The sequence below is a fragment of the Halomonas garicola genome (genome assembly GCF_055382465.1).
The window spans coordinates 86371-99880 of sequence record NZ_AP043931.1; the positions used below are offsets into that span (position 1 = coordinate 86371).

General features: G+C 66.7%; 14 protein-coding genes. 9 read left to right on the forward strand and 5 right to left on the reverse strand.

Annotated features, from left to right (window positions below):
- Position 1 precedes the first annotated feature (1 nt).
- A complete protein-coding gene (locus ACZ46Y_RS00625) occupies positions 2–2128 on the forward strand; it encodes a RelA/SpoT family protein (protein WP_311956199.1) in 2127 nt (708 codons plus the stop codon).
- 128 nt (positions 2129–2256) lie between these two features.
- Entirely contained in the window at positions 2257–2646 is a 390-nt protein-coding gene (locus ACZ46Y_RS00630; RefSeq protein ID WP_311956201.1) for a RidA family protein, read from the forward strand.
- 64 nt (positions 2647–2710) lie between these two features.
- Here ACZ46Y_RS00630 and ACZ46Y_RS00635 read toward each other — a convergent pair whose 3' ends face one another.
- Positions 2711–3601 carry an SDR family oxidoreductase gene (locus tag ACZ46Y_RS00635; RefSeq protein WP_311956203.1) on the reverse strand — a complete coding sequence of 297 codons (891 nt, stop codon included), beginning with the start codon at positions 3599–3601 and terminating at the stop codon, positions 2711–2713.
- Between the two features lie 132 nt (positions 3602–3733).
- Between ACZ46Y_RS00635 and ACZ46Y_RS00640 the strand changes: the two genes are divergently transcribed.
- Positions 3734–4663, forward strand: a complete 930-nt coding sequence (locus tag ACZ46Y_RS00640; RefSeq protein WP_311956205.1) for a hydrogen peroxide-inducible genes activator — start codon at positions 3734–3736, stop codon at positions 4661–4663.
- On the forward strand, positions 4660–6741 hold the full coding sequence (recG, locus tag ACZ46Y_RS00645; protein WP_311956209.1) for an ATP-dependent DNA helicase RecG: 2082 nt from the start codon (positions 4660–4662) through the stop codon (positions 6739–6741). Before ACZ46Y_RS00640 ends, recG begins: the two co-directional genes overlap by 4 nt.
- 97 nt (positions 6742–6838) lie before the next feature.
- Here the strand turns inward: recG and ACZ46Y_RS00650 are convergent, their stop codons facing one another.
- The 3 genes from ACZ46Y_RS00650 to ACZ46Y_RS00660 all read right to left on the reverse strand — a co-directional run bounded on the left by ACZ46Y_RS00650 (position 6839) and on the right by ACZ46Y_RS00660 (position 8787).
- A complete protein-coding gene (locus tag ACZ46Y_RS00650; protein ID WP_311956214.1) occupies positions 6839–7195 on the reverse strand; it encodes a hypothetical protein in 357 nt (118 codons plus the stop codon).
- On the reverse strand, positions 7195–7467 hold the full coding sequence (locus ACZ46Y_RS00655; RefSeq protein ID WP_311883993.1) for an HU family DNA-binding protein: 273 nt from the start codon (positions 7465–7467) through the stop codon (positions 7195–7197). Before ACZ46Y_RS00655 ends, ACZ46Y_RS00650 begins: the two co-directional genes overlap by 1 nt.
- Before the next feature lie 120 nt (positions 7468–7587).
- The gene (locus ACZ46Y_RS00660) at positions 7588–8787 is read right to left on the reverse strand and encodes an NAD(P)/FAD-dependent oxidoreductase (RefSeq protein ID WP_311956216.1); all 1200 of its coding nucleotides are present in this window, start codon (positions 8785–8787) and stop codon (positions 7588–7590) included.
- A 121-nt stretch (positions 8788–8908) separates the two neighbouring features.
- On the opposite strand from ACZ46Y_RS00660, the gene ACZ46Y_RS00665 reads away from it, so the two are divergent.
- From ACZ46Y_RS00665 to ACZ46Y_RS00680, 4 genes are all read left to right on the forward strand, one after another.
- A complete protein-coding gene (locus tag ACZ46Y_RS00665) occupies positions 8909–9466 on the forward strand; it encodes a chorismate--pyruvate lyase family protein (RefSeq protein WP_311956218.1) in 558 nt (185 codons plus the stop codon).
- 66 nt (positions 9467–9532) lie between these two features.
- Positions 9533–10423 (forward strand): 4-hydroxybenzoate octaprenyltransferase, encoded by an 891-nt coding sequence (gene ubiA, locus ACZ46Y_RS00670; protein ID WP_311956220.1) that lies wholly within the window; start codon positions 9533–9535, stop codon positions 10421–10423.
- Positions 10424–10457: 34 nt separating this feature from the next.
- Positions 10458–11147, forward strand: a complete 690-nt coding sequence (gene phoB / locus ACZ46Y_RS00675; RefSeq protein ID WP_311956222.1) for a phosphate regulon transcriptional regulator PhoB — start codon at positions 10458–10460, stop codon at positions 11145–11147.
- A gap of 6 nt (positions 11148–11153) precedes the next feature.
- Positions 11154–12152 carry a phosphate regulon sensor histidine kinase PhoR gene (locus tag ACZ46Y_RS00680; protein WP_311956225.1) on the forward strand — a complete coding sequence of 333 codons (999 nt, stop codon included), beginning with the start codon at positions 11154–11156 and terminating at the stop codon, positions 12150–12152.
- On the opposite strand, the gene cysZ is transcribed toward ACZ46Y_RS00680, so the two are convergent.
- Positions 12138–12863 (reverse strand): sulfate transporter CysZ, encoded by a 726-nt coding sequence (gene cysZ / locus ACZ46Y_RS00685; protein ID WP_311956227.1) that lies wholly within the window; start codon positions 12861–12863, stop codon positions 12138–12140. The two genes, ACZ46Y_RS00680 and cysZ, sit on opposite strands and share 15 nt — an antisense overlap.
- Positions 12864–13062: 199 nt before the next feature.
- Here cysZ and ACZ46Y_RS00690 point away from each other — a divergent pair, with 199 nt between their 5' ends.
- A complete protein-coding gene (locus ACZ46Y_RS00690) occupies positions 13063–13497 on the forward strand; it encodes an acyl-CoA thioesterase (protein ID WP_311956229.1) in 435 nt (144 codons plus the stop codon).
- Positions 13498–13510: the final 13 nt, after the last annotated feature.

Genomic DNA, 13510 nt, shown 5'->3' on the forward strand with positions numbered 1-13510 from the left:
AATGTTTACCATTGATGACCTGGCGGATCGACTTGGCGGCTATCTTCCCCCGGACGAAATCCAGCAGGTCAAGCGCGCCTTCTACTACGCCGAGCAGTGCCACGACGGCCAGCATCGCCGCTCCGGCGAAGCCTACGTGACCCACCCGCTGGCGGTGGCGACCATCCTTGCCAACATGCACATGGACCATCAAAGCCTGATGGCAGCCATGCTGCACGACGTCATCGAAGACACCAGCGTCGACAAGCCGGCGGTGGAATCCCAGTTCGGCGAGGCGGTCGCCGAGCTGGTAGACGGCGTCTCCAAGCTCACCCAGATTGCCTTTGAAGACAAGGCCGTCGCCCAGGCGGAGAACTTCCAGAAGATGGTGCTGGCGATGTCCCGGGATATCCGCGTGATCATCGTCAAGCTCGCCGACCGGCTGCATAACATGCGCACTTTGGGGGCGCTGCGGCCGGACAAGAAGCGCCGCATCGCCCGGGAAACCCTGGAAATCTACGCCCGGGTGGCCGGCCGGCTGGGCATCAACACCATCCGCATCGAGCTTGAGGATCTGTCCTTCCAGGCGATCCACCCCATGCGCGCCGAGCGCATCAAGCGCGCCGTGGTCAGCGCCCGGGGCAACCGCCGCAGCGCCATGCGCCAGGTGCAGGACACCATGCAGCAAAGCCTTGAGGACGAGGGGCTTGGCGGCACGGTCATGGGGCGCCAGAAGCATCTTCTGTCGATCTACCGGAAGATGCGCGATCAGCGCAAACCCTTCGCCGACATCATGGACGTGTTCGGCTTTCGCATCGTCACCGACGACGTCGCCAGCTGCTACCGTATTCTGGGCGTGGTGCACAACCTCTATAAGCCGGTGCCCGGGCGCTTCAAGGACTATATCGCCATTCCCAAGGCCAACGGCTACCAGAGCCTGCACACGACGCTGTTCGGCCCCCGGGGTATGCCCGTGGAAGTCCAGATCCGCACCCGGGAAATGGAGGCCATGGCCAACAACGGCATTGCCGCCCACTGGCTTTACAAGGCGGGTCAGACCGACCATCCGATCGCCGAAGGCAGCCGCGAGCGGGCGCGGTCCTGGGTCAAGGGTCTGTTGGAGATGCAGCGCCACGCCGGCGATTCGCTGGAGTTCATCGAGCACGTCAAAAACGACCTTTTCCCCGACGATATCTACGTGTTCACGCCCAAGGGCGACATCATGGAGCTGCCCCGGGGCGCCACGGTGATCGATTTCGCCTACAGCGTGCACACCGATATCGGCAACAGCTGCATCGCCTGTCGTATCGACCGCCAGCTGGCGCCGCTGTCGACCCGGCTGGAAAGCGGCCAGACCCTGGATATCATCACCGCGCCGGCGGCGCGCCCCAACGTTGCCTGGCTCAACTTCGTGGGCACCGCCAAGGCGCGCTCGGCTATTCGCCATGCGCTCAAGCATCAGCAGCGCAACGAGGCGATCCACCTGGGCCGCCGGCTGCTGAACAAGGCGCTGTCGGGGTTTGACACCAGCGTTGAGGCGCTGGACGACGCCGTGGTCGGGCGCGCCCTTGAGGAGCTCGACGTCGAGGACATGGATACGCTGCTGGAGTCCATCGGGCTTGGCCGGCACATGGCCTACGTGGTGGCGCGCCACCTGATCGACCTGCTCGACGGCCAGACGCCGGCCAGCAGCGAGGTCAAGAGCCAGCAGCCCGTGGTCATCAGCGGCAGCGAAGGCATGGTCACCAACTTCGCCCGCTGCTGTCACCCGCTCCCCGGCGACGACGTGGTGGGCCACCTTTCCGCCGGCAAGGGGCTGGTGGTGCACCGCGCCGAGTGCAAGAACCTCATCGACAAGCATCACCCCGACAAGCTGTTTACCCTGGAGTGGGCGGAGGATATCGACGAGGATTTCCTCGTCGCGCTGCGCATCGAGGTGGAAAGCCGCCGGGGGCTGGTGGCCGAGCTTGCCGGAGTAGTCACCGACGCCGATGCCAATATCGAGCGTATCGGCATCGAAGAGCGCGATGCGCGGCTGTCCTCGGTCAATCTGACCCTGGCGGTCAAGGGCCGCGTGCACCTGGCGCGGATCATCAAGCGTATCCGCAACCTGCCCAACGTGGAAAAGATCTACCGGCTGGTTCAGTAGCCCGGCACGTCATTCGTTTCCCCTGCGATCCGGCGCACCGCGCCAGAGTACGCCGTTGTTGGCATCTATCACGTTGTTATCCACCAGTTTTCATCCATCAGTTTTTATCCGCCAAGGAGATCAACCCAATGAGTAACAAGGCAGCCATCAATAGCGAAAAAGCCCCGGCGGCGATCGGCCCGTATTCCCAGGCCATCAAGGCGGGTAACACCGTGTACATGTCCGGGCAGATCCCGCTGGACCCGGCGACCATGGCGCTGGTGGAAGGCGACGTGGAGGCCCAGGCGCGCCAGGTATTTACCAACCTTAAAGCAGTGTGCGAAGAAGCTGCCGGCAGCCTGGGGGATATCGTCAAGCTCAACCTCTATCTCACCGAGCTTGAGCACTTTGGCGTGGTCAACGCCGTGATGGAAGAGTTCTTCACCGAGCCCTACCCCGCCCGCGCGGCCGTCGGCGTCAAGGCGCTGCCCAAGGGCGCGCGGTTCGAAGCCGAAGCGGTGATGGTGCTGGGCGATTAAGCCGCGCCGTTGCCAATGTCCCTGCAAAGCGTCGGGAGTGCCTCTGTTTGGCTCTCCCGGCTTTTTATGTCTGCTCCGACGTCTGTTCGGGTAGAAAGCCGCCTTCCCTGAGCACCTGGGCGTAGCCCTCGCGGAAGGTCGGGTAGCGGAAATCGTAGCCGCTCTCGACGATGCGGGTATTGTCGCAGCGCTTGCTGGCGCGCCGGCGCAGGGGCGACTGCATGGTCTCGGTGGCTGCGACCTCGAGCATTTGGGCCATCCAGCTCATGACGTTGTGCTGGGTGGCAGGCTCGCTGTCGCTGCCCAGATACAGCGTCTCTACGCTATCGCCGCGCTCCTGGTGCTGAATCAGGTGGTAGAGGATACCGGTGCAGTCGTCGCGGTGGATGCGGTTGGTGTAGATTTCCGGCGTGACCGCGGCGACCCGGCCTTCGGCGACCTGGCGGATCAGACGATCGCGCCCGGGGCCGTAAATGCCCGAGAAGCGCACCACGGTGCCGGGAATGGCGTGATCCAGCAGGGCACGTTCGGCCTCGCGCATCAGCAAACCGGAGAAGCTCTGGGCGCTGGCCGGGCTCTGTTCGCTGATCGCTTCGCCCTCCTGCTGGCCGTAGACGCTGGTGGAGGAGACGAAAAATAGCCGTTTGGGCGGCGTTTTGTGCTGCTCGAGTACGCCAAGCACGTGCTTCAGGCCGTCCGGATAGGCGCGCTGGTAGGCGCTTTCTTCAAAGCGGTCGGCGCTCACGGTGTAAATGACGTAGTCCGCCTCGGGCAGCGCGTCAGCGCCTTTGCCGTCGAGAGTAGCGAGGTCCAGCGCCAAAGGCTCGATGCCGGTGCCGGCCAGGGCGTCGGCGTGGCGGCGCACGCCGGTGACCCGGTGGCCTTCGGCCACCAGCTCGCGCCCGAGCGTGGTTCCCAGGTCGCCACAGCCGATAATCAGTACGCTTGGTTTCACTATTTGACTCCTGTTGGACAGGCGCTTTTGACAAAGCGCTCCCTGTTGATAGACCCTCACTATCAGACAGGGCTTTACTCGACGAGAATGCCGCCAGCACGCTTATCACGGGAGGATGCCACGGGCACCACCATGACTCTAACAGAACTCCGCTATATCGTAACCCTGGCCCAGGAGCACCACTTTGGCCGCGCCGCCGAGCGCTGCCACGTCTCCCAGCCGACGCTTTCCGTGGCGGTCAAAAAGCTCGAGGAAGAGCTCGCCGTGCCGCTGTTCGAGCGCTCCAAATCCACCGTGCAGGTGACCCCGCTGGGCGAAAAAATCGTCGCCCAGGCCCAGCGCGTGCTGGAGCAGAGCAGCATGATTTATGCCATGGCGAGCGAAGGCAAGGACCAGCTGGCCAACCCTTTGCGCATCGGCGCGATCTATACCATCGGGCCTTATCTGTTCCCCCACCTGATCCCCGAGATTGCCCGGGCCGCGCCGCAGATGCCGCTGTACATCGAAGAGGGGCTCACCGGAGCTCTGCGCGGCAAGCTGCGAAGCGGCGAGCTCGACGCCATTATCATCGCGCTGCCGTTTACCGAGACCGACGTGCTCAACCGCCCGATTTACGAGGAGCGCTTTGAGGTCCTGCTCCCCGCCGACCACCGCTGGGCCGAGCGCGAGGCCATCCACAAGGAAGACCTGCTGGACGAGCGCCTGCTGCTGCTGGGCGAAGGCCACTGCTTTCGCGACCAGATTCTTGAAGCCTGCCCGGCGATTAGCCAAAAGCTCAATAGCCCCAGCAATACGCTGATTGCCGAGGGCGGCTCGTTGGAGACCATCCGTCACATGGTGGCTTCCAAACTGGGTATCACCGTGCTGCCGCAGTCGGCGCTCGGCAGCGAGAACCACGAGCACTCGATGCTGATCAGCCGGCCGTTCGTGCCGCCGGCGCCGTCGCGCACGGTGGCCATTGCCTGGCGGGCAAGCTTCCCCCGGCCCCAGGCCATCGAGGCGCTGATCCGCGCCGCCGAGCGCTGCCGGCAGCCGGTCAACGGCGCCGTAGAGGTGGCATGAGCTCCCTTGACGCGCCGGTCACCGCGCTCAAGGGCGTGGGCGAGGCGCTGGCCGTAAAGCTTAAGCGACTTTCCATCGAGCGGGCCAGCGACCTGCTGTTTCACCTGCCGCTGCGCTATCAGGACCGCACTCGGCTAACACCCATGGGCACCCTGCACGCCGGCCAGGAAGCGGTGATCGAGGGCGAGGTCACCGCCGGAGACGTGGTCAAGGGCCGCCGGCGCAGCCTGCTGGTGCGTCTGCGCGACGGCAGCGGCATTATCAGCCTGCGGTTTTTCCACTTTGCCCCGGCCCAGCAGCAGCAACTGCGCCCCGGCGTTCGCGTGCGCGCCTTCGGCGAAGCCCGGGCCGGCGCCACCGGGCTTGAGCTTTACCACCCGGAATATCGGCTGGTGGACGCGGGCGCCCAGCCCCCGGTCGAAGAGCATTTCACCCCGATTTACCCCACGACCGAAGGGCTCAACCAGCCGCGCCTGCGCGCCCTGGTCAAGCAGGCGCTGGCGCTTTTGGAGCGCCAGCCGGAAACCCTGCCCGAGGTGTTGCCCGATGCCCTGCGCCAGCGCTTTCGACTGCCCGGGCTGCACAAAAGCCTTGAGTTTTTGCACCAGCCGCCGCCGGATGCGGACATCGAACAGCTGGGCGCCGGCAAGCACCCGGCCACTCGGCGGCTGGCGCTGGAGGAGCTTTTAGCCCACCGGCTTAGCCTGCGCGAGGTGCGCCAGCGCATCCAGCAGGACGGCGCGCCGGCGCTCTCCGACGGGCGCGGCCTCCAGGCGCGGTTCTTGACCCAGCTACCCTTTGCGCTGACCGGCGCCCAGCAGCGGGTGCTCGAAGAAATCATCCTCGACCTTGCCCGCCCGGCGCCCATGCTGCGGCTGGTTCAGGGCGACGTAGGCTCGGGCAAAACGGTGGTGGCCGCCATGGCCGCGCTCGCCGCGCTGGAAAGCGGCTGCCAGGCGGCGATTATGGCGCCCACGGAGATTCTCGCCGAGCAGCACTACCGCTCCTTCCAGGCGTGGTTCGAGCCGCTGGGCATCGAGGTGGCCTGGCTTTCCGGCAAGCTCAAGGGCAAGGCGCGGCTGGATACCAAGGCCGCCATTGCCGACGGCCGCGCGCGCATGGTGGTGGGCACCCACGCGCTGTTCCAGGACGACGTGCACTTCCAGCGCCTGGGCCTGGTGATCATCGACGAGCAGCACCGCTTCGGCGTCCACCAGCGCCTGGCCCTGCGCGAAAAGGGCGAGGCCGGGGGGCTCACGCCCCACCAGCTGATCATGACCGCCACGCCGATCCCGCGAACGCTTGCCATGAGCGCCTACGCCGACCTTGACGTCTCGCTGATCGACGAGCTGCCGCCCGGGCGCACGCCGGTAAAAACCGTGGTGGTGGCCGACGAGCGCCGCCCGGAGGTGGTGCAGCGCATCGAGCGCGCCTGCGGCGAGGGCCGCCAGGCCTACTGGGTATGCACGCTGATCGAGGAGTCCGAGGCGCTGCAGTGCCAGGCCGCCGAGGTAACCCGGGACGAGCTCACGGAAGCGCTGCCCGGGCTCGCCGTGGGCCTGGTGCACGGGCGCATGAAGGCCGCCGAGAAGGCCGAGATAATGACCGCCTTCAAGGAAGGCGAGCTGGACCTTTTGGTGGCCACTACGGTGATCGAGGTCGGCGTCGACGTGCCCAACGCCAGCCTGATGGTGATCGAAAACCCCGAGCGGCTCGGGCTTTCCCAGCTCCACCAGCTGCGCGGCCGGGTCGGTCGCGGCAGCACCGAAAGCTTTTGCGTGCTGCTCTACCATCCGCCGCTTTCAAAAAGCTCGCGCCAGCGCCTGGGCGTGATGCGCGACACCACCGACGGCTTTCGCATCGCCGAAAAAGACCTGGAAATCCGCGGCCCCGGCGAGGTGTTGGGCACCCGCCAGACGGGCCTGGCGCAGATGAAAATCGCCGATCTGGAGCGCGACGCCGACCTGCTCGATAGCGTCAGCGCCCTGGCCGCCGAGCTCCAGGGCAACGCAGACGCGACCACGGTGCTGATCCGCCGCTGGCTGGGCGACGCTGCGGGCCGCTACGGCCAGGTGTAGCGCCTCCGCCGGGCATCCGCCATAAAAAAACGCGGCGCCTCGGTGACTGGCCCGAGGCGCCGCGTTTTTGTGCCGTGCCGGAAAGCGTGGCCGCCGGCTAGAGGTGCTTGAGCAGCTTTTGCAGCCGGGTCATATCGGCGGAGTCGCCTACCAGGCGCACCTTGTTGTGCCGCATGCCGTCGAAAAACGCCCGGGAAGTGGGCTTTTTCAGCACCTTGAAGGCGGTGTCGGCGTCGGCAAAGCGCAGCTCCAGATCCAGATCGGTGGGCAGCCCTTTGCCGCTGTGGATAGCGGCCGGCGTCATGCGGTAGTGGCGGGCGATGGATAGGTCTTCGGTGGCAATACCGAAGTCCAGGCCGCGCATCTTTTCCAGCTGTTCGGCAAAGCGCGGCTTGCGACGCAGCGCGCGCTTGAGCAGCAAGCCCAGAAGCCACAGCGCAAGCCGGAGTTTCATCAGGAAACCGCGTCCTTGAGCGCTTTCCCCGGCTTGAAAGCCACGTTCTTGCTGGCCGGGATCTGCAGCGGCTCGCCGGTCTGCGGGTTCTTGCCCGTGCGCGCGGCACGCTCGCGGACGGTAAAGGTACCAAAGCCGATCAGCGCCACGTCGTCGCCCTGGGCGACGCTGTGGGTAATTTCATCCAGAATTACGTTGAGTACCTGGCCGGCCTTGTCCTTGGACAGGTCGGCGCTTTCGGCGATGGCCGCAGCCAGTTCGGGTTTGCGCATACGATATCTCCCTTGTGATGGATCAAGCGCGTTGTTTGTGATTATAACCGGAGCGTGGCAAGGCCCGTGCCGCTATGGTTGGCAGAACGGCCCAGAGCCGGCGCCCGCAGGCAGCAAACGTCAGCCTAGCAGCGCCGGTGCCGCTCTGGAAAGCTTCACTTTCCTTTTCACGCAGTCCCCTGTCAACGCGAAGCCCAGCAAACGCCCGTTTTTATCCTCGGCAAGGGCGCTGATGTTGTGACCGTCGGCTTCGATCCGCCAGTGCGCCGGCGGCGTCAGCGGCGGGTAGGCGACCACCGGCAGCAGCGGGGTCTTGACCACCACCGGCCAGGCGCCAAAGCGCACCGGGGTGGGCGTGCCGCTCAGGGTTTTGGCCAGCGCCTTGGCGCTTGCCTGCAAGGGCTGTACGTACATGGCGCTGACGCCGTCGATGCAGACCCCGTCGCCCAGCGCGTAAACGCGCGGGTGAGAGGTGGCCAGGGTGCGGTCCACGACAATGCCGTCCGCTACCACCTCGAGTCCGGCGGCCTCGGCAAGCTCGGTGCGCGCTACCAGGCCGGTAGCGAGCAGGGCGACGTCGGCGCGCAGCGTCTCGCCGTCATCGAGCTTGAGGGCCAGGTTATCGTCGGCGTCGAGGCCTAAGTGCTCGGGCGTGCGGCCCAGGTGCAGCGCCATGCCCGCCGCGTGGAACGCCTCGCCCAGCGCCCGGCCCGGGGCCTCGGGCAAGAGCCGGGGCAACGGCGTGGATTCCGGGGCCACCAGGCTGACCCGGTGGCCGCCGGCGTGAAGGTCGTTGGCAAATTCGCAGCCGACGAGCCCCGCGCCGATTATCGCGACCCGGGCGGGGGCGTCGCCCAGGGCAGCGTAAAAGCGGCGATAGTCGTCGAGGTCGTTGACGCTGAAACAGCGCGGGGCAGCCTCGGCAGGCAGGGAGAAGGGGAGGCGCGGCTCGGCCCCGGTGGCCAGCACCAGGGTAGTAAAGGCAAGCGTCTGGGCGCCTGCCGCGGCTTCATCGCCCGTATCTCGCGATCTGAGGGTAAGCATGCCGGCGTCGGGGTCGATGCCGGTGACGATGGTGTGCGTCCACAGCGTGGCGTCAAGCTCGTCGGCGAGAGCGGCGGCCTTTTGCTGGGCCAGCCGATCCGGCGGCAGGCGTTTGGCAAAGCCGGTGGACAGCAGCGGTTTGCTGTAGGCGTCGCCGCTATCCTGGCTGATCAGCGCCAGCGTGCGGCTGTCGCCTGTCTGGCGCAGCGCCCGGGCCAGGCCGACGCCGGCCATGCCGGTACCGATGATCACCAGCTCGGCGTGTTGAACAGGCATGTTATCCCCTGAATCCGGAAAGTAAGTGGCACGATAAAAACCGCCTGCACGGTAAGGCCCTATCAGCGCATGGAGAAGCCCATGTTACACTAGCCGCCTTTAACTCTGGGGGAGCAGCGCGGTGAAGGATAACGTCCGGCGAAGCAGTATAGCGCCCGGCCTGCCCGTGCGCTGGCGCCCGGCAGCGGCAGCGCGCCCGCTGATGTCGCCGCGCTGGTGGCGCTGGGTGGCCTCCACGGACTCGCTGACCGCGCGGCTGATCAATGCGGGCGGCTCCCGGCAGTTCAGCGTGCGCCTGCTGCGCCAGGGCACGGGCTATCCGTTTGCCGACGAGGCCCGGGCGCTGGGCATGGCGCCCGGGCGGCTTGCCTGGCGGCGCGAAGTGGCGCTGTGCCTCGACGGCGTGCCCTGGGTGGTGGCGCGCTCGGTAGCACCGCTCGCCGCCCTGCGCGGCCAGCGGCTGTATGCGCTCGGCGAGCGCTCCCTGGGAAGCTGGCTGTTTGCCCAGCCGGGGCTTGTCCGCCGCCCGCTGGAAGTCACCCGAGCGCCGCCGCGGTTTGTGGCCGTGCCCAGCCTCTGGGGGCGGCGCTCGGTGTTTCGCCACCGCCGGCTGGCGCTGCTGGTGCAGGAGTACTTTTTGCCGGCCATGGCCGAGGCGTTGGCATTGCCGCCGACCTGACGCCGGACGACGTTTACCTGTAGCCGGCCTTTACCCGGGCCGGTTCTGATCACGACGAGGTAGGGCATGAACCGTTCATTGCTGCGGCCCACGGGGCTTTCCCGGGTAGCGGATTTTCTTCACCTGACCCGGCTGGACCGCCCCATCGGCACCTGGCTTTTGATGTGGCCGACCCTCTGGGCGCTGTGGCTGGCCGCCGACGGCGTGCCCGGCCGCGGCGTGGTGCTGATCTTTGTCGCCGGGGTGTACGTCATGCGCGCCGCGGGCTGCGTGATCAACGACTACGCCGACCGTTACGTGGACGGCCACGTCAAGCGCACGACCCAGCGCCCGCTGGCGACCGGGCGCATCAGCGAGGCCGAGGCCAAGGGCGTGTTTGCCGGGCTGGTGGTCATCGCCTTCCTCCTGGTGCTGATGACCAACCTCTTTACCATTCTGCTCTCCCTTGGCGGGGTGGCGCTGGCGTTTATCTACCCCTTCATGAAGCGCTACACCCATCTGCCCCAGCTGTTTCTCGGCGCGGCGTTCTCCTGGGCGATTCCCATGGCCTACGGCGCGGTGCTGGGGCAGGTGCCGGTGGAAGCCTGGCTGCTGTTCATCGCCAACGTGGCTTGGACCGTTGCCTACGACACCCAGTATGCCATGGTGGACCGCGACGACGATTTGAAGATCGGGGTAAAGTCCACCGCCGTGCTGTTTGGCCGTGCCGACAAGCTGATGATCGGGATTTTTCAGCTGGTGGCGCTTGGCTTTCTCGGCTGGACCGGCTGGCGGCTGGCGGCGGGCGGTTTTTTCTGGCTGGGGCTTGCCGGCATGGCCGCGACCTTTGTTTACCAGCAGTGGCTGATCCACGAGCGCGCCCGCGAGCGCTGCTTTCAGGGCTTTCTCAATAACTTCTGGTCGGGGCTGATCGTGTTTGCCGGGATTGCCCTGGGCCTGTGGCCGGCGGTGGGTTAGCCGCTGCCGCATCGGCGTATCGTGAGGATGCTGCATGACCGCTCAAACCGTGTTGCTGGTCGAAGACGAAGTCTCCATCCGCGAGATGCTCGCCGTGGCGCTGGAAATGGCCGACTACCGGGTGCTCGAGGCCGGCAACGCTCAGGACGCCCACGCCATGATCGTCGACCAGCGCCCGGACCTGGTGCTGCTTGACTGGATGCTGCCCGGGGTCAGCGGTATCGAGCTTGCCCGGCGGCTGAAGCGCGACGCCGCCACGGCGGAGCTGCCGATCATCATGCTCACCGCCAACAGCGAAGAGGACAACAAGATCCAGGGGCTGGAGGCCGGCGCCGACGACTACATCACCAAGCCGTTCTCGCCCCGGGAGCTGATGGCCCGGCTCAGGGCCGTGCTGCGCCGGGCCGCGCCGCCGGGCGGAGAAGACGTCATCGAGGTGGCGGGCCTGCGGCTGGACCCGTTGAGCCACCGGGTCAGCGTTGACGGCGTGCCGCTGGAGCTTGGCCCCACCGAGTACCGCCTGCTGCTGTTTTTCATGACTCATCAGGAGCGTGTCTATACCCGCCGCCAGCTGCTGGGCGAGGTCTGGAGCGACAACGTCTACGTCGAGGAGCGCACCGTGGACGTGCATATCCGCCGGCTGCGCAAGACCCTGGGCCAGCCGCACAAGGCGCTGATCCAGACGGTGCGCGGCACCGGCTACCGCTTCTCCCCCCAGGTGTAGCGCCGTATGCGGCCGTGGCTTTACGAATTCGCCTATCTCGCCGGGCTGGCCGCGCTGGGGGCGGGGCTTGGCGGCGTTTTCGGCCACGCCTTTGCGGGGCTGGCTCTGGGGCTGGGCGCGGTGCTGGGGACCCACCTTTACCGGCTCGGGACGCTCTACCGATGGCTTGCCCGCTGCCCCGACAAGCCCCCGCCCCGGGCGCCCGGCCTCTGGGGCGACGTTTTTGCCCGGCTGGCTCGGCCGTCGCCGCTCGATGCCGCCGGCGAGCGGCTGCCGGTCGCCGGGGACGCCGCCCGGCTGAACCGCCTGGAGCAGATGCGTCGAGACTTCGTCGCCAACGTGTCCCACGAGCTGCGCACGCCGCTCACCGTGCTGGCGGGGTATCTGGAAACCTACGGCGACCTGGCCGAAGCGCTGCCGCCCAGGCTCGGGCGCGGCATCGAGCAGATGCAGGCCCAGACCGCGCGGATGCAGAACCTGGTAAACGATCTGTTGCTGCTCTCGCGGCTGGAGATCGACCAGGGCGGCGAGGATCACGCCTGGCTGTGCCCGGCCAAGCTGCTCGAGCGCATCGCCGGAGAAACCCGGGCGCTTTCCGCCGACCGCCAGACGATCGCGGTAGAGGGCGCGGCGCCGGGGCTAACGCTTTTGGGCAGCGAAGAGGAGCTGCAAAGCGCGATTTCCAATCTGGCGTTCAACGCCGTGCGCTATACCCCGGCGGGCAGCCGCATCGTGCTGCGCTGGCGCCGCGAGGCCGGCGGCGGCGTGATCGAGGTCGAGGACGACGGCGACGGCGTCGATCCGGCGCATATTCCCCGCCTGACCGAGCGTTTCTACCGCGTGGACAAAAGCCGCAGTACCCAAAGCGGCGGCACCGGCCTGGGGCTTGCTATCGTCAAGCACGTGCTGCTGCGCCACGACGCCCGCCTGGAGATTGAGTCAGGCCCGGGCGAAGGCGCGCTGTTTCGCTGCGCGTTTCCCCCGGCCCGGCTAAGCGGCGGGTAGCGCCTGGCGGTAGTGGGCGTCCCACATCAGCACCGCGCCGGCCACGGCCCCGGGGATCAAGAACAGGTTGGCCAGCGGTATCCAGGTGATCAGCGTCACCGCGCCGCCGTAGCTCAGGCTGTGCCAGGGGCGGCGGGCGAGCCGGCGGCGCATGTCGGCAAAGCTGACCTTGTTGTTGTCCATGGGGTAGTCGAGATAGGCAATGGCCATCATCCAGGCGGAGAACAGCGCCCACAGGAAAGGCGCTAGCAGGTTGACGGCGGGGATCCAGCTGATGATGAACAGCACCGCCGCCCGGGGCAGTATATAGCCCAGCTTGATCAGCTCGCGGCCCAGGGCGTCCACGGCGGTTTTGGCCAGGCCGCGGTCGTCCAGCGGCTCGCGGCCGGTGGCGACGACTTCCACCTTTTCGGCCAGAAAGCCGTAAAGCGGCGCGGCGATCAGCTGGGTGACCAGGGTAAAGGTAAAAAATATCACCACTAAAAGGCACAGCACGAACAGCGGCCAGATAAGCCACGACAGCCAGTCGAGCCAGCCCGGTACCAGGCTCATCCAGTAGTCGACCCAGCCGCCGAAACGCTGGATGACCACGCCCAGCAGGGTGACGTAGACGACCAGATTGATCGCGATGGGGGCAAAAACGTAGCGCCGCAGCCCCGGACGATAGACCCAGCGCGTGCCCTGGGCGATGGCTTCAACGGCGTTCAGCATGGCATGACCCTGTGTGGCGATGAGCGAAAGCGCGTATTGCAGGGCCAATAGGGCCCGAGGTCAAGCGTTTCTGCTGCCCGTCTGGTTCAAACCGCTGATCTCCTGTGGTTAACTGCAGCGCCCGGGTAGACGGCAGCCCCCGCGAAGGCGGCGGCCGCTTCCCCGGCGGACAACAATAACCGGTAGAAGCGATAGCGACATGACACTGGAAACCAACGACGCGCCGCCTCCCGGCGGCGTGGATGACATTCCTGCCCCCGACGGCCAGCTGACGCTGAAGCTGCCGGCCACGCGCCAGGAGGCCAACCTGTACGGCGACATTCCCGGCGGCTGGCTGGTCAGCCAAATGGACCAGGCCGCCGAGCTCGCCGCCGGGCGGGAAGCCGGCGGGCGAACCGCCACGGTGGCTATCGAAGCCATGGACTTTTTGAGCCCGGTGCGAGCGGGCTCGGTGGTGAGCCTTTTCACCCGGGTGTGCGAGGTCGGCCACAGCTCGATCAAGATCGACGTCGAGGTCTGGGTACGCGCGCCCCACGAAGGCTGCCACGAGCGCCTCAAGGTCACCGAGGCGCGCTTTATCATGGTGGCGCTTGATGACAACGGCCGCATCCGTGCGGCGCATCACCAGGGCTGACCCAGGCCTGCCG

Excerpts from the sequence above, each read along its gene's own strand:
- ACZ46Y_RS00655 (WP_311883993.1), bottom strand. The coding sequence starts at position 7,467 with ATGCGCAAACCCGAACTGGCTGCGGCCATCGCCGAAAGCGCCGACCTG.
- ACZ46Y_RS00690 (WP_311956229.1), top strand. The coding sequence starts at position 13,063 with ATGACACTGGAAACCAACGACGCGCCGCCTCCCGGCGGCGTGGATGAC.
- ACZ46Y_RS00680 (WP_311956225.1), top strand. The coding sequence starts at position 11,154 with ATGCGGCCGTGGCTTTACGAATTCGCCTATCTCGCCGGGCTGGCCGCG.
- ACZ46Y_RS00625 (WP_311956199.1), top strand. The coding sequence starts at position 2 with ATGTTTACCATTGATGACCTGGCGGATCGACTTGGCGGCTATCTTCCC.
- phoB (WP_311956222.1), top strand. The coding sequence starts at position 10,458 with ATGACCGCTCAAACCGTGTTGCTGGTCGAAGACGAAGTCTCCATCCGC.
- cysZ (WP_311956227.1), bottom strand. The coding sequence starts at position 12,863 with ATGCTGAACGCCGTTGAAGCCATCGCCCAGGGCACGCGCTGGGTCTAT.
- recG (WP_311956209.1), top strand. The coding sequence starts at position 4,660 with ATGAGCTCCCTTGACGCGCCGGTCACCGCGCTCAAGGGCGTGGGCGAG.
- ACZ46Y_RS00660 (WP_311956216.1), bottom strand. The coding sequence starts at position 8,787 with ATGCCTGTTCAACACGCCGAGCTGGTGATCATCGGTACCGGCATGGCC.
- ACZ46Y_RS00630 (WP_311956201.1), top strand. The coding sequence starts at position 2,257 with ATGAGTAACAAGGCAGCCATCAATAGCGAAAAAGCCCCGGCGGCGATC.
- ACZ46Y_RS00650 (WP_311956214.1), bottom strand. The coding sequence starts at position 7,195 with ATGAAACTCCGGCTTGCGCTGTGGCTTCTGGGCTTGCTGCTCAAGCGC.
- ACZ46Y_RS00640 (WP_311956205.1), top strand. The coding sequence starts at position 3,734 with ATGACTCTAACAGAACTCCGCTATATCGTAACCCTGGCCCAGGAGCAC.
- ubiA (WP_311956220.1), top strand. The coding sequence starts at position 9,533 with ATGAACCGTTCATTGCTGCGGCCCACGGGGCTTTCCCGGGTAGCGGAT.